Source organism: Halocynthiibacter sp. SDUM655004 (assembly GCF_026015885.1).
GTDB classification, from domain to species: domain Bacteria; phylum Pseudomonadota; class Alphaproteobacteria; order Rhodobacterales; family Rhodobacteraceae; genus Falsihalocynthiibacter; species Falsihalocynthiibacter halioticoli.
Genome location: NZ_JAPDUG010000001.1, coordinates 693,779 through 712,647, shown reverse-complemented (window position 1 = coordinate 712,647; position 18,869 = coordinate 693,779). Strand labels below are relative to the sequence as shown.

General features: G+C 55.6%; 18 protein-coding genes. 6 read left to right on the top strand and 12 right to left on the bottom strand.

Annotated elements, in window-relative coordinates:
* Positions 1-107: 107 nt before the first annotated feature.
* On the bottom strand, positions 108-1,409 hold the full coding sequence (ccrA, locus tag N9C89_RS03500; protein WP_263952451.1) for a crotonyl-CoA carboxylase/reductase: 1,302 nt from the start codon (positions 1,407-1,409) through the stop codon (positions 108-110).
* Positions 1,410-1,535: 126 nt separating this feature from the next.
* Entirely contained in the window at positions 1,536-2,921 is a 1,386-nt protein-coding gene (locus N9C89_RS03495) for a 1-acyl-sn-glycerol-3-phosphate acyltransferase (protein WP_263952450.1), read from the bottom strand.
* A 125-nt stretch (positions 2,922-3,046) separates the two neighbouring features.
* On the opposite strand from N9C89_RS03495, the gene N9C89_RS03490 reads away from it, so the two are divergent.
* Positions 3,047-5,014 carry a methylmalonyl-CoA mutase family protein gene (locus tag N9C89_RS03490; RefSeq protein WP_263952449.1) on the top strand — a complete coding sequence of 656 codons (1,968 nt, stop codon included), beginning with the start codon at positions 3,047-3,049 and terminating at the stop codon, positions 5,012-5,014.
* 65 nt (positions 5,015-5,079) lie between these two features.
* A complete protein-coding gene (gene deoD / locus N9C89_RS03485) occupies positions 5,080-5,784 on the top strand; it encodes a purine-nucleoside phosphorylase (RefSeq protein ID WP_263952448.1) in 705 nt (234 codons plus the stop codon).
* 73 nt (positions 5,785-5,857) lie between these two features.
* Here deoD and N9C89_RS03480 read toward each other — a convergent pair whose 3' ends face one another.
* Complete coding sequence (locus N9C89_RS03480) at positions 5,858-7,033, bottom strand: type III PLP-dependent enzyme (RefSeq protein WP_263952447.1); 1,176 nt, start codon at positions 7,031-7,033, stop codon at positions 5,858-5,860.
* Between the two features lie 450 nt (positions 7,034-7,483).
* Here N9C89_RS03480 and N9C89_RS03475 point away from each other — a divergent pair, with 450 nt between their 5' ends.
* A complete protein-coding gene (locus N9C89_RS03475; RefSeq protein WP_263952446.1) occupies positions 7,484-7,882 on the top strand; it encodes a DUF1801 domain-containing protein in 399 nt (132 codons plus the stop codon).
* A 62-nt stretch (positions 7,883-7,944) separates the two neighbouring features.
* On the opposite strand, the gene N9C89_RS03470 is transcribed toward N9C89_RS03475, so the two are convergent.
* From N9C89_RS03470 to N9C89_RS03430, 9 genes are all read right to left on the bottom strand, one after another.
* Entirely contained in the window at positions 7,945-8,724 is a 780-nt protein-coding gene (locus N9C89_RS03470; protein WP_263952445.1) for a succinate dehydrogenase iron-sulfur subunit, read from the bottom strand.
* Positions 8,725-8,825: 101 nt separating this feature from the next.
* On the bottom strand, positions 8,826-10,631 hold the full coding sequence (gene sdhA, locus N9C89_RS03465) for a succinate dehydrogenase flavoprotein subunit (RefSeq protein WP_263952444.1): 1,806 nt from the start codon (positions 10,629-10,631) through the stop codon (positions 8,826-8,828).
* Between the two features lie 12 nt (positions 10,632-10,643).
* Positions 10,644-11,015, bottom strand: coding sequence for a succinate dehydrogenase, hydrophobic membrane anchor protein (gene sdhD / locus N9C89_RS03460; RefSeq protein WP_263952443.1), 372 nt, complete (start codon positions 11,013-11,015; stop codon positions 10,644-10,646).
* Between the two features lie 10 nt (positions 11,016-11,025).
* Positions 11,026-11,409, bottom strand: coding sequence for a succinate dehydrogenase, cytochrome b556 subunit (sdhC, locus tag N9C89_RS03455; protein ID WP_263952442.1), 384 nt, complete (start codon positions 11,407-11,409; stop codon positions 11,026-11,028).
* A 252-nt stretch (positions 11,410-11,661) separates the two neighbouring features.
* The gene (locus tag N9C89_RS03450; protein ID WP_263952441.1) at positions 11,662-12,690 is read right to left on the bottom strand and encodes a MaoC family dehydratase; all 1,029 of its coding nucleotides are present in this window, start codon (positions 12,688-12,690) and stop codon (positions 11,662-11,664) included.
* Positions 12,690-12,893, bottom strand: coding sequence for a DUF1737 domain-containing protein (locus N9C89_RS03445; RefSeq protein WP_263952440.1), 204 nt, complete (start codon positions 12,891-12,893; stop codon positions 12,690-12,692). Before N9C89_RS03445 ends, N9C89_RS03450 begins: the two co-directional genes overlap by 1 nt.
* Positions 12,890-13,447 carry an NnrU family protein gene (locus N9C89_RS03440; protein ID WP_263952439.1) on the bottom strand — a complete coding sequence of 186 codons (558 nt, stop codon included), beginning with the start codon at positions 13,445-13,447 and terminating at the stop codon, positions 12,890-12,892. Before N9C89_RS03440 ends, N9C89_RS03445 begins: the two co-directional genes overlap by 4 nt.
* Before the next feature lie 36 nt (positions 13,448-13,483).
* Positions 13,484-14,344: an HpcH/HpaI aldolase/citrate lyase family protein gene (locus N9C89_RS03435; RefSeq protein ID WP_263952438.1), complete on the bottom strand. Its 861-nt coding sequence runs from the start codon at positions 14,342-14,344 to the stop codon at positions 13,484-13,486.
* 133 nt (positions 14,345-14,477) lie between these two features.
* Positions 14,478-15,230 (bottom strand): sulfite exporter TauE/SafE family protein, encoded by a 753-nt coding sequence (locus N9C89_RS03430; protein WP_263952437.1) that lies wholly within the window; start codon positions 15,228-15,230, stop codon positions 14,478-14,480.
* A 173-nt stretch (positions 15,231-15,403) separates the two neighbouring features.
* Here N9C89_RS03430 and mdh point away from each other — a divergent pair, with 173 nt between their 5' ends.
* From mdh to sucD, 3 genes are all read left to right on the top strand, one after another.
* Entirely contained in the window at positions 15,404-16,366 is a 963-nt protein-coding gene (gene mdh, locus N9C89_RS03425; protein ID WP_263952436.1) for a malate dehydrogenase, read from the top strand.
* Positions 16,367-16,632: 266 nt separating this feature from the next.
* Positions 16,633-17,826 carry an ADP-forming succinate--CoA ligase subunit beta gene (gene sucC / locus N9C89_RS03420; RefSeq protein WP_263952435.1) on the top strand — a complete coding sequence of 398 codons (1,194 nt, stop codon included), beginning with the start codon at positions 16,633-16,635 and terminating at the stop codon, positions 17,824-17,826.
* A 4-nt stretch (positions 17,827-17,830) separates the two neighbouring features.
* Positions 17,831-18,718 (top strand): succinate--CoA ligase subunit alpha, encoded by an 888-nt coding sequence (gene sucD, locus N9C89_RS03415; protein WP_263952434.1) that lies wholly within the window; start codon positions 17,831-17,833, stop codon positions 18,716-18,718.
* The last annotated feature ends 151 nt before the right edge of the window (positions 18,719-18,869 follow it).

Here is an 18,869-nt window from a genome sequence, read left to right as displayed (position 1 = left end):
GGCAAATTTTAGCGCTATTCGTCTAGCTTTTTCGTGGTTTTACCTTGTTTTACACAAAAAAGGCCGCCATTTTTGGCGACCTTTCAGGGCTTCCCGTCACGGGCACGTTAGGAAAGCCGGGGATCGATGCTCTCCTCCAGCGCATCTTCGAATGTCCGCAAACCGGCGCGTGGTGACTGCACCAGAACCGCCATATTGCCGGGCTGGTGCTCGTTTTTACGCATCTTCACATGGGCCTGTGGAATGTCGTCCCAACCGAAAACTTCGCTCATACACGGATCAAGACGGCGCTCGATCATCAAACGGTTCGCAGCCGACGCCTGTTGCAGATGCGCAAAGTGGCTTCCCTGAATGCGCTTCTGGTTCATCCAGACATAACGCGCGTCCATGGTCAGGTTAAATCCGCTGGTACCGGCGCAAATCACAACCATGCCGCCTTTTTTGCAAACGAATGTTGAAATTGGGAATGTCGCTTCGCCCGGATGCTCAAACACCATGTCAACATTCACGCCTTTACCGGTGATATCCCAGATCGCCTTGCCAAACTTCCGCGCTTCGGCGAACCACTCCTTATATTCAGGGCTGTTCACCGTAGGCAATTGCCCCCAACACTTGAAATCTTTGCGATTAATTACGCCCTTAGCGCCAAGGCCGAGTACAAAATCCCGCTTATCCTCATCGGAAATCACGCCGATTGCATTGGCCCCCGCGGTATTGATCAACTGGATCGCATAGCTCCCCAAGCCACCTGAGGCACCCCAAACAAGCACGTTCTGGCCGGGCTTTAGCTCATGGGGATGGTGTCCAAACAACATTCGGTATGCGGTGGCCAAGGTCAGAGTATAACAAGCACTCTCCTCCCAAGTGAGATGCTTTGGCCGCGGCATCAGTTGTTGCGCTTGCACACCGGTAAACTGAGCAAAACTCCCGTCAGGCGTTTCGTAGCCCCAGATACGCTGGCTCGGTGAAAACATCGGATCACCACCATTGCACTCCTCATCATCGCCATCATCCTGATTGCAATGGATCACAACCTCATCGCCAACTTTCCAACGCGTAACTCTATCGCCAACGGCCCAAACAATGCCCGAAGCATCAGACCCGGCTATATGATAGTCGGCTTTGTGAACATCAAACGGGCTGATCGGTATTCCAAGCCCCGCCCAGATACCGTTGTAATTCACGCCCGCCGCCATCACGAGAACAAGAACATCGTTACTCCCGATTTCAGGCGTATCCACAACTTCAAGCTGAAAGGATTGATCCGGCTCTCCGTGCCGCTCGCGGCGAATGGCCCACGCGTACATCTGTTTTGGCACGTGGCCCAGCGGTGGCATTTCGCCGACCTCATAGAGATCTTTGACCGGCGCATCATAATTCGCGCGAATGTTGTCTTGATCCAGTGCCATGGGCTCCTCCTCGTTTTCTGCGCCGCAGAATCAGCGCTCCTACCTATGTGGTAAGATCGAGCGAGCAACAAAGCAACCCATTTTGATTAATTTTTGTAATTTAATAACCGAGCGGCTGCAGAATAATCAGGGCGACACCTCCGGCGCCTCAAAGAAATGCGCAATGGATTCAGCGTAATATGTAACGAATTCAGCTGATTTTGGGCTAATTACAAAGCCATCATCCTGTTCCAACACGAAGCGGCGCAGCTTCAACATCCGTAGCCCAACTTCCGCGCCATAAGCAGGGTTATCGCGCGGCACATGCACATGAACACCGTTTGAGCGCAGCAGATCGAGCATTTTCACATATCGCTCGACAACATCATCGTGCGTAAGCGGGCGCTCTGCTTGTTCAAAGATCGTTGCAACCATCGGAACGGGAACCGCCGGAACAACAGCCCGCACGCGCGTCATCAACTCTTCGGCGACAAGCGGTGGGAGGTTCCCAGTCTGGCTTTGCGAAAACGCCCGCAGGGACAGTGGCTCGCCAAAGCTCACAGCTGCATATCCAAATCTGTGGAAACGTCCGGTAAGCATGAAACGAAGCTGTCGGAACATGAACCCAAAGCTTCGCCAAACTGAGAATTTGAATTTGCTGCGCCCGCCATGCGCTGCCTCGCGGAGTACCCGATCTTCAAGAACGCGGTCATAGTTAAGCGCCACAGGAACGAAAACCACATCCCGATCGCGCAGCGGGTGGTAGCCAGAGATCACATAGCTCAAAATGCCAAGCTTCGCGTCGCCGACGCCGCCCGTTAACGAAAGCCGCCCTTCCGGGAATACTGCTTGCGCTACGCCCGCCTCGGTGGCCATCTGAACATAACGCGCCAACACCCCGCGATAGAGCGCGTTGTAAGACTTTCGCCTAATAAAATAAGCCCCCATAGAGCGGATCAGCCCTTGGAGCGGCCAGACTCTTGCCCATTCGCCGACGGCATATGAGAGAGCCGCACGCTTTGCCGCGAGATAGGTGACAAGCACATAATCCATGTTGGAACGGTGGTTCATCACGAACACAACCGTTGCTTCAGGAGAAATTTTCGAGAGCGCCTCTTCGTCGAAATAACCGATCCTGATCCGGTAGATCGAACGCGAGATCACCCGTGCCAATCGGATCGCAAATCCGAAATAGGCTGTTGCCGAAAATGAGGGCACAATCTCTTTGGCGTAACGCTGTGCATTCTCGAACGCGACGTTTTCCGGAACACCTTCGCTTGCGGCATATTCGTTAATCGCTTCGGAGACCTGCGGGGAATAAATCAACCGCTGGATTGTGTCATGGCGCCGCGCGAGCTTGAATGGTTCGATCGGCCGCTCCAGCCGTGTGTTGAGCCGCGCCACAACGCGCTCCATCCGGCGGCGAAAAAACCATCGTACAGACGGTACAAGGATCCGTTCCAATGCCGCAACCGCCGCCAATAGCGCGACAATAACGATTACCCAGACAGGAATTTCAACGGTTTGAAACATCAGCCCAAGGTTTCAGCCCCTTGCCTCGGAGTAAACCCGCTAATGCCGCAATGCAGCGATTGACAGAGATATTTTATTACGCGAATATGACCCATCTAGAAATTTAATTGCAAGGCGACTCCGAGATGTCAAATCCAGACCAGATCCGCCCATGGCTGTTTCGCACTTATGCAGGCCATTCCACGGCCAAAGCGTCTAATGCGCTTTATCGTGAAAACCTCGCCAAAGGTCAGACCGGACTCTCGGTTGCGTTCGATCTGCCGACCCAGACAGGATATGACAGCGACCATGCGCTCGCGCGGGGTGAGGTTGGCAAAGTCGGCGTTCCGATCAACCACATCGGTGATATGCGCGCTCTGTTTCGTGATATTCCGCTGGAGCAGATGAACACTTCGATGACCATCAACGCGACGGCCCCTTGGTTACTGGCGTTGTATATTGCCACCGCCGAAGAGCAAGGCGCGGATGTTTCCCAACTCAAAGGGACCGTGCAGAACGATATCATCAAGGAATATCTAAGCCGCGGTACCTATGTTTGCCCGCCGGAGCCGAGCCTGCGGATGCTTACTGATGTGGCCGCCTATACGCGCACGCATTTGCCGAAATGGAACCCCACGAATGTGTGCTCCTACCACCTTCAGGAAGCGGGCGCGACGCCGGAGGAGGAGCTTGCCTTCGCCCTCGCCACGGCAATTGCCGTATTGGATGACTTACGCAAGAAAACACCAGCAGAGCATTTCCCTCAGATGGTTGGCCGCATCAGTTTCTTCGTAAACGCGGGCATTCGCTTCGTTACAGAGATGTGCAAAATGCGCGCTTTTGTTGAGCTTTGGGATGAGATTACCCGCGAGCGTTACGGCATCACGGAGGAGAAATACCGCCGCTTCCGTTATGGTGTTCAGGTCAACAGCCTTGGCCTGACCGAACAACAGCCAGAGAACAACGTATACCGCATCCTTCTTGAAATGCTGGCCGTAACCCTAAGCAAAAATGCGCGCGCCCGCGCGGTACAACTTCCGGCGTGGAACGAAGCGCTTGGCTTGCCCCGCCCCTTTGATCAGCAGTGGTCGCTTAGGATGCAGCAAATTCTGGCCTATGAAACCGACCTGCTGGAATTCGATGACCTATTTGACGAGAACCCTGCCGTAACCCGCAAAGTCGAAGCGCTCAAAGACGGCGCGCGCGCAGAACTTGCACAGATCGAAGACATGGGCGGCGCGATTGCGGCGATTGAATATATGAAAGCGCGGCTCGTCGAAAGCAACGCAAGACGCTTAGCCAAGATCGAGACAGGCGAAACAACCGTTGTTGGCGTGAACCGCTGGACGGAAACTGCCGACAGCCCACTCACAACCGGCGACCGTGCGATCATGGAAGCTGACGCAGGCGCCGAAGAAGACCAGATCGCGCGGCTCAATGCCTTCCGTGAAAGCCGTGATACCAATGCGGTTTCCAATGCGCTTGCCGCTCTGCGCGCCGCTGCTCAAAGTGGAGAAAACATCATGCCCGCCTCGATTGCCTGTGCCAAAGCGGGAGTAACGACGGGAGAATGGGGCGATGTTGTGCGCGCTGTATTCGGCCAGTATCGCGCGCCAACCGGTGTGCGCAAAACACCGTCAAACCAGACGGAGGGGCTGGAGGACATTCGCCTTGCTGTTGATGTGGCGAGCCAGAATCTTGGCCGCCGGATGAAGCTGCTTGTCGGCAAACCCGGTCTTGATGGCCACTCAAACGGGGCTGAGCAAATTGCCACACGCGCGCGCGATTGCGGCATGGATATTAGCTACGAAGGTATTCGCCTCACGCCAGAAGAGATCGTTGCCGCGGCAAAACGTGAGAACCCGCATGTTGTTGGGCTTTCGATTCTGTCGGGAAGCCACGTGCCGCTGATTGAGGAATTGCTTGAGCGGATGCATGTCGCGGGGCTTGGGCATATCCCGATCATCGCAGGCGGCATTATCCCCGCCGAGGATGCAACTCGTCTTATCAACAAGGGGGTCGCTCGGATTTACACGCCCAAGGATTTCGAGCTCAATCGCATCATGCATGACATCGTGACCCTCGTTGATCCGGCCCGCGCCGCCGCGGAGTAACGCTTGCAACTCGGCCTCGGTTTGTGCAGTGATTGTCCATCCGATCAAAAAACGCGAGGCCCGCAATGACTGTCCATATTGGCGCAAAACCCGGCGATATTGCCGAAACTGTCCTCCTGCCCGGCGATCCCTATCGCGCGAAATGGGCGGCCGAAACCTTTCTGTCCGATGTAAAACTCGTGAACGAGGTGCGCGGAATGCTCGGCTTTACCGGTACATGGAAAGGCAACCGCGTTACAATACACGGCTCTGGTATGGGGATGCCCAGCCTGTCGATCTATGCGAATGAATTGATCTCCGAATACAACGCCCAAACGCTGATCCGTATTGGCTCTTGCGGCGGGATGCAGAAATCTGTGGGGGTGCGTGATGTGATCATCGCAATGACCGCCTCCACCCTCTCAACCCCTTCGCGCGGGATTTTCAAGGAACTCAACTTCGCGCCGTGCGCCGACTATGGCTTGCTCAAAGCGGCTGCGGATGCGGCCGAAGCCAAAGGCACCCCAACCCATGTTGGTGGGATATACTCAAGCGACGTGTTCTATGACGAACGCCCGGACTTGAACGAGCAAATGCAGCGTCACGGGATTCTTGGCGTCGAGATGGAAGCCGCCGAGCTTTATAATCTCGCCGCCCGTTATGGCCGCCGCGCGCTTGCTGTTCTTACGGTGAGTGACCACCTGCTGACAGGGGAAGCCCTGCCAAGCGAGGACCGCGAGAAGAGCTTTGGTGATATGGTTGAAATCGCGCTCGAAGCGGCGTTTGCGTAAACCAATTACCTCTTAAAACGAAAGCGGCGAAGGTTGCCCTTCGCCGCTTTTCTTTTTGCCTCTACTGCCCGATTTACGGTAGCACAACCACATCGAGCGGCGGAAAGCCGTTAAACCCGACGGAAGCATAGGTTGAGGTATAGGCCCCACAGGACGGGATGATAATCCGGTCACCCGATTTAAGGCCAAGTGGCAGGTGCACAGGGCGCTTTTCATAAAGCACATCGGCACTGTCACAGCTTGGACCAGCGAGGATGCAAGGGCCGGTGTCTTCGTAGTCGCGATCAGTCAGGAACTGATAGCGGATACACTCGTCCATGGTTTCGGCCAAGCCAGAGAACTTGCCGATATCAAGGTAAACCCAGCGGCTCAGATCATTTTCAGACTTCCGCGAGACCAATACAACTTCGGCAGCGATCATCCCCGCTTCGGCAACAAGCCCACGACCAGGCTCTGCGATAAGCTCAGGAACATCACCAAACCGCGCTTGAACCTGCGCCATCACGGCGCGTGCATAATCAGTCGGCCCTTGGATCTCGTCGCCGTAGAACGCAGGGAAGCCGCCACCGATGTTAAGCAGAGACAGATCAAACCCTGCCTCTTTTGCGTCTTGCCAAATCGCAGCAACCTGATCGAGCGTGTTTTCCCACATCGCAGCTTGGCGCGTTTGCGATCCAACATGAAACGACAGCCCCTTTGCGTTCAGACCAAGCGAACCAGCAAGTTCCAGCAGGTGCAGCACCTTATCGCGCGCGCAACCGAACTTGCGGGTGAGCGGCCAATCCGCATCGCAATTCTCAACGATCACGCGAACGAATACATCCGCCCCCGGTGCGTTTTCGGCGATCTTGTGCATCTCTTCTTCGGCATCGACCGCAAAGAGACGCACGCCAACTTGATACGCAAATGCAATGTCGGACACGCGCTTGATGGTGTTACCAAAGGAAATCCGCTCCGCAGGCGCGCCTTGCGACAGGCACAACTCGATTTCCGCACGGGAGGCCGCATCGAAGTTCGACCCCATTTCCGCCAGTTTCGCAATGATCTCCGGAGCTGGGTTTGCCTTTACCGCATAGTGCATGGCGGCCCGTCCAAGGCCAGCTTTGAGCGCATCATACTGGGCGGCAACCTGCTCTAGGTCCACCACGAGCGTGGGGCGGTCAAAACGGGTGTTACGGATATACTGCTCTGCTCGGTGAACAGGCGAAAAGGATTCAGGGACCGAAAACTCGGTTACGTATGCGTTCATGGTCATCTCCAACAGACCCGGCCATATATGACCGCTCACTTCCATTCAGAGACGTTACCGTCGCTACGTAACCATGGGGGATGAAACCCTTGGGACAGAGGCGCGTGCGTTGGCGTCTAGAAGCGGTATTTGTGATGAATCGTTTTCAAAATCAACAGTTTTTTGCTGCGCGACTTCAAAGTTTTTTCATCAGCATGAGAGAGAGGCTCGTAACTCGTTGAAATACAACGAGCAACGTCGGATTCAGGCGGCAATCCCCGTCCTAGAAAAGCGCAAATTTTCGCGTATTCTTACCCATAATTCCGCCCTCATATGCCAAAAAACACATTGGATGTCGTGGCCGCGCCGTGCGCATGCCCATGCTGATTCATCTAGGGTGTTGTGACGCAAAAAGCAAATCAGAGTGGTGATGTTTTTTGAATCGGCGCATTCATCTGCTATTTTGGGCGCATGACCCATAGGACGATCTCCGATTATCACGCCGCACAATCTCCAGAAGATAAGAAGATTTGCGATGCGCTTCGCGCCGAAATCGACGCGGCTCTCCCACTTGCCGAAAGCAAAATATGGCATGCCCATCCGGTCTGGTTTCTGGAAGGTAACCCGATCGTCGGCTACAGCAAGCTCAAACATTGCGTGCGGCTGTTGTTTTGGAGCGGACAATCCTTCGAGGCGCGTGGCCTTGCACCTGAGGGAAAGTTCAAAGCAGCAGAAGCGCGCTTTACTGATGCGCAGGAGATCGACCATGACCTATTGCGAGCATGGCTGGCGGAAGCGCCGTTGGTTCAATGGGATTACAAAAATATCGTCAAACGCAAAGGGCGGCTTGAACGCATCTGCGTTGACTGACACGCCCCCAACAAAAAAGCCCCAACCAAATGGCGGGGCTTTTCCGTTAAAATGTGCGTGCCTTAGACTGCGCGCTCGACCATCATTTTCTTAATGTGGCTGATCGCCTCTGCGGGGTTCAGACCCTTCGGACAGGTCTTGGCGCAGTTCATGATCGTGTGGCAACGGTAGAGCTTGAATGGATCTTCAAGATCGTCCAGACGCTCGCCGGTTGCTTCATCGCGGCTGTCGATAATCCAGCGATACGCATGAAGAAGCGCCGCAGGGCCGAGATACTTATCGCTGTTCCACCAATAGCTTGGGCAAGATGTGGAGCAGCTCGCGCACATCACACACTCATAGAGGCCATCAAGCTTTTTGCGGTCCTCAATAGACTGTTTCCACTCTTTCGCAGGGCGGTTTGTCTTGGTTTCGAGCCACGGCATGATCGATGCGTGCTGCGCGTAGAAATGGGTGAGGTCAGGGATCAGATCCTTCACCACTTCCATATGCGGCAGCGGATAAATCTTAACGTCACCCTTCACCTCGTCCATGCCATAGATACAGGCCAGCGTGTTCACACCGCCTACATTCATCGCGCAGGAGCCACAAATCCCTTCACGGCAGGACCGGCGGAAAGTCAACGTTGGATCAATCTCGTTCTTGATCTTGATCAGCGCATCCAAAATCATTGGACCACAGGTGTCCATGTCGACGAAGTAGGTGTCGATCTGGGGGTTTTTGCCATCATCAGGATTCCAGCGATAAATCTGGAACTTGCGCACATTCGTCGCGCCCTCGGGCTTTGGCCACGTTTTCCCTACTTTAATTTTAGAATTTTTCGGTAATACGAGTTCAACCATTTCAGACTCCTAACGCCTGTAATCTTTGTCGGTGTCACAAACCTCGCCCATGGGGGCAAGGTTGATCCGGTCTTCTGTGAAGCGCTTCATCATCAACACACCTAGAACGTCCGCGCTTTAGGGGCGATTTTCTTGAGCGAAATACCACCCTCTTTTTCGGTCGTCAGCGGATCAACAACAACAGGACGATAGCTCAGATCGACCTTGTTGCCATCCACGCGGCTGATGGTGTGGACACGCCAGTTTTCGTCATCGCGCTCGGAATAATCTTCATGCGCGTGCGCGCCGCGGCTTTCCTTACGGGCTTCGGCGCCAACAATCGTTGCCATCGCGTTTGGCAAGAGGTTGGTCAGTTCCAGCGTTTCCATAAGGTCGCTGTTCCACACGAGGCTACGGTCTGTGACTTTGAGGTCATCCACCTTGCCTGCGATTACCGTCATCTTCTCAACACCCTCTGCGAGGGTTTTATCGGTACGGAATACAGCGGCGTCGGCTTGCATGGTTTTCTGCATCTCCAGGCGCAACTCGGCGGTGGCGACATTGCCCTTCGCGTGGCGCAGCCCGTCGAAACGATCAAGCGCGGCATCAACCGATGTTTGATTCAGCACAGGGTTCGGCGCTTCGGCATCAACAACGGAACCGGCGCGGATAGCAGCGGCACGACCGAACACCACGAGGTCGATGAGCGAGTTCGAACCAAGACGGTTCGCGCCATGCACCGAAGCACAGCCCGCTTCACCCACAGCCATCAGGCCCGGCACAACGGCGTTGGGGTCTTTCTTGGTCGGGTTCAGCACTTCGCCGAAGTAGTTCGTCGGAATACCGCCCATGTTGTAGTGCACGGTCGGAATGACGGGGATTGGCTCCTTGGTCACGTCAACGCCCGCGAAAATCTTGGCGCTTTCCGAAATACCAGGAAGGCGTTCGGCCAAGGCTTCCGCCGGGAGGTGGCTCAGGTTGAGGTGGATGTGATCTTTCCCCTCGCCCACACCGCGGCCTTCACGGATTTCCATGGTCATCGACCGGCTCACATAGTCGCGTGGCGCGAGGTCTTTGTAGGTCGGCGCGTATCGCTCCATAAAGCGTTCGCCCTCAGAGTTGGTGAGATAACCACCTTCGCCGCGCGCACCTTCAGTAATCAGACAGCCGGAGCCGTAAATGCCGGTCGGGTGGAACTGCACGAATTCCATATCCTGCAGCGCGAGGCCAGCCCGAGCCACCATACCGCCGCCATCACCCGTACAGGTGTGGGCCGATGTGGCGCTGAAATAGGCGCGGCCGTAACCACCGGTGGCCAGTACGGTCATCTTGGCGTTAAAGACGTGGATTGTCCCATCGTCGAGCTTCCAGCAAACCACGCCCTGACATTCGCCATCTTCGGACATGATGAGATCAATCGCGAAGTACTCGATAAAGAACTCCGCATTGTGCTTGAGGCTCTGGCCGTAAAGCGTGTGAAGGATGGCGTGGCCTGTCCGGTCGGCAGCGGCGCACGTCCGTTGCACGGGGGGGCCTTCGCCGAATTCGGTTGTGTGGCCGCCGAAGGGGCGCTGGTAAATCTTGCCCTCTTCGGTGCGCGAAAATGGCACGCCGTAATGCTCAAGCTCATAGACCGCCTTGGGCGCTTCACGAGCGAGGTATTCCATCGCATCCGTATCACCGAGCCAGTCCGACCCTTTGACCGTGTCATACATATGCCACTGCCAGTTATCGGGGCCCATGTTCGACAGCGATGCCGCAATCCCGCCTTGCGCAGCAACAGTGTGGCTACGTGTTGGGAAAACCTTGGTCACACAGGCCGTACGCAGCCCCTGCTCCGCCATTCCGAGTGTCGCCCGCAAACCGGCACCGCCGGCACCAACAACAACTACATCATAGTCGTGGGTTTCATATTCATATGCAGTCATGGAGCCAGCTCCTTAAAGCGCGATTTTGGCGAGGGAGAACAGGCCAGCGGCCATTACCCCGTAAGAGAAAAGGATCACCGTCACGATCCAGAATTTTTTGGCAAAGCCCCGCAGGTAATCCTCGATCATCATCTGCGCCCCTTTGCGGAAGTGCTGAAGACCAAAGACAAGCATCAAGCCTGTGATAATCGCAGGGATGGGGCGCGAGAACGTGGCGATCACCTCTTCATAAGTACCGCCTAGCGCGCTGCCGAAAATGTAAACAAAGAACGGGGTCAAAACAGCAAGGCCAACGGCGCTTACCTGCATGTACCAATGGTCATAGGTTCCTGTGCCCGATGCACCGCGGCCTTCGGCCCGTTTACGATCTGTAATATAACGCATCTCGGCCCCCTTAGACGATCACGATTGTCAGAATGGTCAGAACGACAGAGCCAATCACACAGGCCCAGCCCAGCTTCTCGGCGGTCGGAATATCAAGCCCCTTGCCCGCATCATAATAGAGATGCCGCAAACCAGCGAGGAAGTGATACCAAATGCCCAGCACCGAGAGCGTCATGATGATGTCACCAACCCAGCAGGTCAGGATGCCATTGACGAAGTCGAAATACTCCGGCCCGCTCGCCGCTGCGAAAAGCCACCAGACCCCAAGCACGAATGACGCCAGCAATGCGTTTCCTGTGATCCGCGTCAGGATCGAAGAGATCGCGGTTATCTGCCAGCGATAGACGGTGAGATGCGGAGAGAGCGGCCGCGCGCTCTGCTTTGGATCTGCCATGGGGACTCCCTTTCAGGATGTGATGCCTTTGGTATGTTTATGCCACTAATAGCGGAAAAATCGAAGCTGTCACTCTTTGAGCGCGTAAAATCGCGGGAAAATTGCCGCAAGTTAGCGATAAACCCCAGGATGTGATCACAGCTTGCAACCCCGTGATCACAAATAAAGTAACAATTCGCTACTTTTGCGAAGATAAGAGAATCTCTAAGGATTGTGCCGGTTTGGCTAGATTTCGGGTTGCCGCGACCTGCCCTAGACCGGAACGAAGGCCCAGTAATCCAAATCAAGCAGAACGTCGGGATTGTATTTCCCCACACCGTCTTTCAACGCACCAACCGCTCCACCCTTGCTCGCCACGAGCCGCAACCGCAAAGCGCCAACACCCGGCGCGCCAACCTCCGCCTTGTCCAACACCTCGCTCCACGCAGTGACCGTATCACCCGCAAAACAGGGGTTCGCGTGGGATCCGCCATTGATCGCGACGATGAGTTGCGCGTTGGCCAATCCATTGAATGACAGCGCCCGCGCAAGAGACATAACATGCCCACCATAGATAAGCCGCCGCCCGTCTGGGCGCTGCCGCGTATCGAAATGCACCTTGGCCGTGTTCTGCCAAAGGCGGGTGGCCATCATATGCTCGGCTTCCTCGATGGTTACGCCGTCTACATGGTCGATGATCTCGCCAGCTTCGTAATCTGCAAACCGATGCGGCTCTCCGGCTAGGTCAAAATCATAACCGCTAAAATTCAATCCCTTTGGAACGGGTAAGTCGTCCGCCGCCACGACAGGATTAAGCTTTGGAATTACGGTCTCTGGCGCCTCTGAGCCGACGTCACGCTTTTTAACCATTACCCAGCGCACATAGCTTAAAACCGCCTCATCTCGCTGGTTCAACCCCGTGGTCCGCACCCAGACAACACCGGATTTGCCGTTGCTGTTTTGCTTAACGCCAATCACTTCGCTGACAGACCGAAGCGTGTCACCCGCATAAATCGGCTTTAAGAAACGCCCCTCCGCATATCCAAGATTGGCAACCGCATTTAGCGAAATGTCAGGCACCGTTTTGCCAAACACCGTATGAAAACCGATGAGCCCATCAAGCGGTGCTTCGGGCAATCCGGAGCTTCGGGCAAACTCATCGGACGAATGGATCGCATGGCACGCGGGATAAAGCGCGTGATACAGCGCGCGCTCCCCGCCAGAGAGCGTGCGGGGCACAGCGTGGATAATCTCTTGCCCAACGGCAAAATCCTCGAAAAAGCGCCCCGCGTTGGTTTTCATCAGTGCTGGCCCAGTTTGGTTTCAGGTGTGTATGTGCCTTCGGCCTCTTTGATTACGGCTTGCGCGCACCGCATGACGCCATTGGCCTGATCAAAGGCGTAAGAGGGAGAGCCATGCAGTTCCCAACCCTTGTTCAACGCATCTGTTACCTTGTGGCAAAATGCGGATGTATCGTCTTCTGTGAGTAGTCGGTAAAGTTTCATCCGTAGGTTCCTAGAAATGGGCTATATCCTAGCCAAGTGTGAATGCCGGCAATGACCGCATAGAGCACGATCGCAATTACCGCGACGCGCAAATCTCTGGCCCAAGTGCCCGCTTCAGGGCGTTGCCAAGCGCCCTCTGCATGATTGATAAGCAGCATCTGTGCAATGGCCCAGAGACCCAAACCACCGAATAGGATGATCGAGGCCAGATCGCCATTGACCAGCAAATGCGCAACCGCCCAAACAATCACACCTGTCAACATTGGATGGCGGATCTTGGTCCGCACAACGCCCGGAGCGCTTCCTGCACCAAGCAGGAAAATAGAAAAGAGCATGAGCAGATTGTTCAGGTGCCCCATCCCCGCCATCGGCGTATAAACCGGAATAACCTCCGCGCTGCGGTAGCCGATCACCATCAGCACGATACTCAATAAGAGCGTGCCTGCCACAACGCCCTTGCCAGCATTGCCCATGCGTTCGCGCACCTGTGGCAAAATCCGTTTGAACATATGCGCGTCCATCCAGAGTAGAACGCCGAGAAAAAGCCAGATCATAAAAACCTCCCAATGTGAATCTCGTTCACATTGCCCCTATTCCGTGCGCTCCGCAATGGCCTTTGCCCTGGCGAGGATATCGCGGGCTGTGGCAACGTGCAGGTTCTCTACAATCTTGCCATCCAGAACGGCAACGCCCTGCCCCTCTGCTTTGGCCGCGTCAAACGCCGCGATCTGGCGTTTCGCAAGGTCGATGGCCTCTTCGCTCGGGGAAAAGACAGCGTTGGCGGTTGCAATTTGGGCGGGGTGGATCACTGTTTTTCCATCAAAACCAAGGTCGCGCCCCTGCTCGCACTCCGCGGCAAGGCCCTCGTCATCTTTGAATGCGTTGAACACACCGTCGATCGCAATAACCCCATGCGCCCGCGCCGCCAAAAGCGAGGATTGAAGCGCCCCCATCAGCGGCAAACGATCTGCGCGGAAACGGCAGTTGAGCTCTTTGGCAAGATCGTTCGTCCCCATGACAAATGCTTCAAGCGCGGGATGAGCGGCGATTTCGGCCGCGTTGAGCACCCCAAGCGGAGTTTCGATCATCGCCCAAACCGGCACCTCCGGAAGCACCTTCCGCGCCGCTGCAACATCGTCCGCCGTTTGAACCTTGGGAAGCAGCACCGCATCAAACGCGAGCCCTTTGAGAGCCGCCAAATCTGCAGCCCCCCACTCGGAGTCCGCGCCATTCACCCGCACGACCTTGAGCCGCTCTCCATAGCCGCCCAATTTGAGTGCATCGGCAAGCGTTGCGCGCGCAGCAACTTTCTCTTCGGGCGAAACAGCGTCTTCTAGATCAAAGATAATCGCATCCGCAGGCAGCCCCTTGGCCTTTTCAAGCGCGCGCGGTTTGGACGCCGGAATATAAAGAACAGAGCGCACAAGTTTGGGGGGGATGGTGTCTGACATCAATCGTCCTCGCAATAATATTGCGCAAACAATCCCCAATTCGCACCAAAATGGCAAGGCTATTTTTGCCGCAACGCAGAAAAATCCGCCGCCTCGGCAATTTTCGCCGCGTCACACCCGCCGCAAAGCCGCCCTAGGTGAGGCTTTCCCAAATCAGCTTACAGCCCGTAATCAGCAAAAACGCATATGTCAGACGGAAGAACCAAGTTTCAGGCATTTTGCGATGCCCGATAACCCCGAGATACACGCCAAGAAACGCAACGGGTGCAAGCAAGACATTCGCAATCGCGGTTTCTTTGCTGAAGATGCCGAGCATCAGGTAAGGCACAAACTTAATAAGGTTGATCGCCCAAAAAATGATCACTGTTGTGGCCTGAAACTCAGTTTTGCTCATCTTTTTCGACAAAAGATAAACCGCCGCAGGGGGCCCACCCGCGTGGCTAATGAAACTTGTAAAGCCCGCAACCGCCCCTGCAATCGCCCCCGCTGCACGCGGCAAGGGCTTCTCCGCCGTCTTCAAAAGCCCGCTTGATCGCGCTGCGGTATATGCCACAAACCCGACCGCCACGAGACCAATCAAGAACTTGAACACATCGGGATTAGCCACACTATAAAGCGCTGCGCCGAGCAGGATGCCGGGAAGCGAGCCAAGGATCATCAGTTTGGCATCGTCCCAATTCCACTGCTTCCAGAACGCCTTAAGTGCACCGATATCCATCAGCATAAGCAGTGGCAGCATCAATCCAACCGCTTGCCCCGGCTCGAGAATCAGGGCCAAAAACGGGGTCGCCGCAAAGGCCGCGCCGCTCCCGAAACCACCTTTGGATATACCCGCAAACAGCACAGCCGGAATGGCAAACGCGAAAAAAACCAGATCGAATTCCATGGTGTAACTGCCCTGTAGCGCGGTGTTTTATTGGTAATTCCCAACACCATTATACGTTCGATAGCGCTAACGTAACCCCTTTTCCACAGACGCGCCGCAGTGCAGCGCACTTGCGTGACGCGCCGCAAATGGCTAGGGAAACTCGTGGACATAACAGACCAAGGATCAAATTCATGGCCAGACCCAAAATCGCGTTAATCGGCTCGGGACAAATCGGCGGCACGCTCGCACACCTCGCCGCAATGAAAGAATTGGGCGACGTCGTCCTCTTTGACATCGCAGACGGCATCCCTCAGGGCAAAGCCCTCGACATCGCGGAGTCCGGCCCTTCCGAAGGGTTTGACGCTACTATGTCGGGCACAACCGATTACGCTGATATCGCTGGCGCGGATGTTTGCATCGTGACCGCTGGTGTTGCACGTAAACCCGGCATGAGCCGCGACGACCTGCTCGGCATCAACCTCAAGGTGATGAAATCCGTCGGCGAAGGCATTGCAAAGCACGCACCGAACGCATTCGTGATCTGCATCACCAACCCGCTTGATGCGATGGTTTGGGCGCTGCGCGAATTCTCCGGCCTTCCGCACGAGAAAGTTTGCGGCATGGCTGGCGTTCTTGACTCCGCACGCTTCCGCCACTTCCTCGCATCCGAGTTCGACGTTTCTATGAAAGACGTCACAGCGTTTGTTCTCGGCGGCCACGGCGACACAATGGTGCCGCTCGCACGGTACTCGACTGTTGCAGGCATCCCGCTTCCAGACCTCGTGAAAATGGGCTGGACCACACAAGAGAAGCTCGACGCGATCATCCAGCGTACCCGCGACGGTGGCGCCGAAATCGTTGGCCTGCTGAAAACAGGCTCCGCTTTCTACGCACCGGCCACATCGGCAATCGAAATGGCCGAAGCCTACCTCAAAGACCAGAAGCGCGTTCTGCCTTGCGCAGCCTATGTTGACGGCGCTCTCGGCCTCGAAGGTATGTATGTGGGTGTTCCAACCGTAATCGGCGCCGGTGGCATCGAGCGCGTTGTAGACATCAAGATGAACAAAGAAGAGCAAGCCATGTTCGACAACTCTGTCGACGCGGTAAAAGGCCTCGTGAAAGCTTGTAAGGAAATCGATCCTTCGCTTGGCTAAGCCTTGCTTGAAATCTATTGAAACTGGGCCGGAGTTTTCCGGCCCTTTTTCGTTTCCCGCCCCGAACCCCTTATTCTTAAGGGAGCGCTAACATTTTAGGCGCTGCGATTCGGGTATTTCACGTTTTGTGATCACACTATTTGGGGCTGTGATCACAAAATCGGCTAAATCAGCCAAAATCCGCCACCACTGTATGAAATCCGTTTGTTTACGACCTATATGCGTGTTTACGTGGAAAAGAACGCAGTAGTAGATAGGATTTTTTCGTGAACATTCATGAATATCAGGCGAAGGCGCTACTTCGCAGCTACGGCGCACCTGTTTCGGACGGGCGTGTTGTACTCAAGGCCGAAGACGCGAAAACCGCCGCTGGCGAAATGGACGGCCCGCTTTGGGTTGTTAAAGCGCAGATCCACGCAGGTGGTCGCGGCAAAGGGAAATTCAAAGAAGCAGCAGCGGGCGAAGCAGGCGGTGTGCGTCTTGCGAAATCCGTTGAGGAAGCCGCAGAGCACGCCAAAGCGATGCTGGGCCGTACATTGGTCACACATCAAACCGGCCCTGCTGGTAAGCAAGTGAACCGCATCTATATCGAGGACGGTTCCGGCATCGAAACCGAACTCTACCTCGCATTGCTCGTTGATCGCCAAACTTCCCGCGTGTCTTTCGTTTGCTCCACAGAGGGCGGCATGGACATCGAAGAAGTTGCGGCAGCAACACCAGAGAAGATCCTCTCCTTCTCGGTTGATCCGGCAACAGGGTACCAAGGCTTCCACGGTCGCCGCATCGCATTTGCGCTCGGTCTCAAAGGTGCGCAGGTCAAGCAGTGCGTTGCGCTGATGGGTCTGCTCTACAAAGCATTCCTCGAAAAAGACATGGAGATGCTCGAGATCAACCCGCTGATCGTGACCGACAAAGGCGATCTCAAGGTGCTCGACGCCAAAGTCTCCTTCGACGGCAACGCACTTTACCGTCATTCCGACATCGCCGCCCTGCGCGACGACACCGAAGAAGACCCAAAAGAGCTTGAGGCCAGCAAATACGACCTCAACTACATCGCGCTCGACGGTGAAATCGGCTGTATGGTCAACGGCGCGGGCCTTGCCATGGCAACCATGGACATCATCAAACTTTACGGTGCCGAGCCTGCCAACTTCCTCGACGTAGGCGGCGGCGCAACCAAAGAGAAAGTGACCGAAGCGTTCAAGATCATCACCTCCGATCCAAACGTTAAAGGCATCCTCGTGAATATCTTTGGCGGGATTATGCGCTGTGACGTGATCGCCGAAGGTGTGATCGCTGCGGTGAAAGAAGTGGGCCTCAAGGTGCCGCTGGTTGTACGTCTAGAAGGAACCAACGTTGAAGAAGGCAAAGCCATCATCAACAACTCCGACGTTGACGTGATTGCCGCCGACGATCTCAAAGACGGCGCCGAAAAAATTGTTAAAGCGGTGAAGGGCTAGGATCATGGCAGTACTCGTAGACGAAAACACAAAAGTGATCTGTCAGGGCCTCACCGGTTCGCAGGGCACATTCCACACCGAACAGGCTATTGCTTACGGCACCAAGATGGTTGGCGGCGTAACACCGGGCAAAGGCGGTCAAACCCACCTGAACCTGCCTGTGTTCAACTCCGTTCACGAAGCCAAGCACGTGACCGAAGCCAATGCGTCCGTGATCTATGTTCCGCCCCCCTTCGCGGCGGACTCGATCCTCGAGGCCATCGACGCAGAGATGGAACTCATCATCTGTATCACCGAAGGCATCCCTGTGCTCGACATGATGCGTGTTCAGCGCGCGCTTGAAGGCTCCAAATCCCGCCTCATTGGGCCAAACTGCCCCGGCGTGATTACACCTGACGCCTGCAAAATCGGCATCATGCCTGGCCACATTCACAAACGTGGCTCCTGTGGTGTGGTTTCGCGCTCCGGCACCCTCACATATGAGGCCGTAAAGCAAACAACCGACCTTGGCCTCGGCCAGTCCTCGGCTGTTGGCATCGGCGGCGACCCGATCAAAGGCACAGAGCACATCGACGTGCTCGACATGTTCCTTGATGACGACGAAACACAGTCCATCATCATGATCGGTGAAATCGGTGGCTCCGCAGAAGAAGAAGCTGCTGAATTCCTCGCCGAGCAGAAGAAAAAAGGCCGCTGGAAGCCAACCGCTGGCTTTATCGCTGGCCGCACAGCCCCTCCAGGCCGTCGCATGGGCCACGCCGGTGCGATCGTTGCCGGTGGTAAAGGCGGTGCCGAAGACAAGATCGAAGCGATGAAATCCGCTGGTATCGTTGTCGCCGACAGCCCCGCCACCCTTGGCGAAGCCGTGATCAAAGCGATTGAGCTCGGTTAATGCACATGCTGCGATCCGCACATAGCGCTGTACGCGGCGCCATACCCGAGGGCAGGTGCGATGCGCCTGCTCGATCAACCGGAGGCTCGCCTTCGGTAGGTCGGGGCGGATCGCGCAAATCATTCGTTAATGAATTAGCAGGAAACGAGGC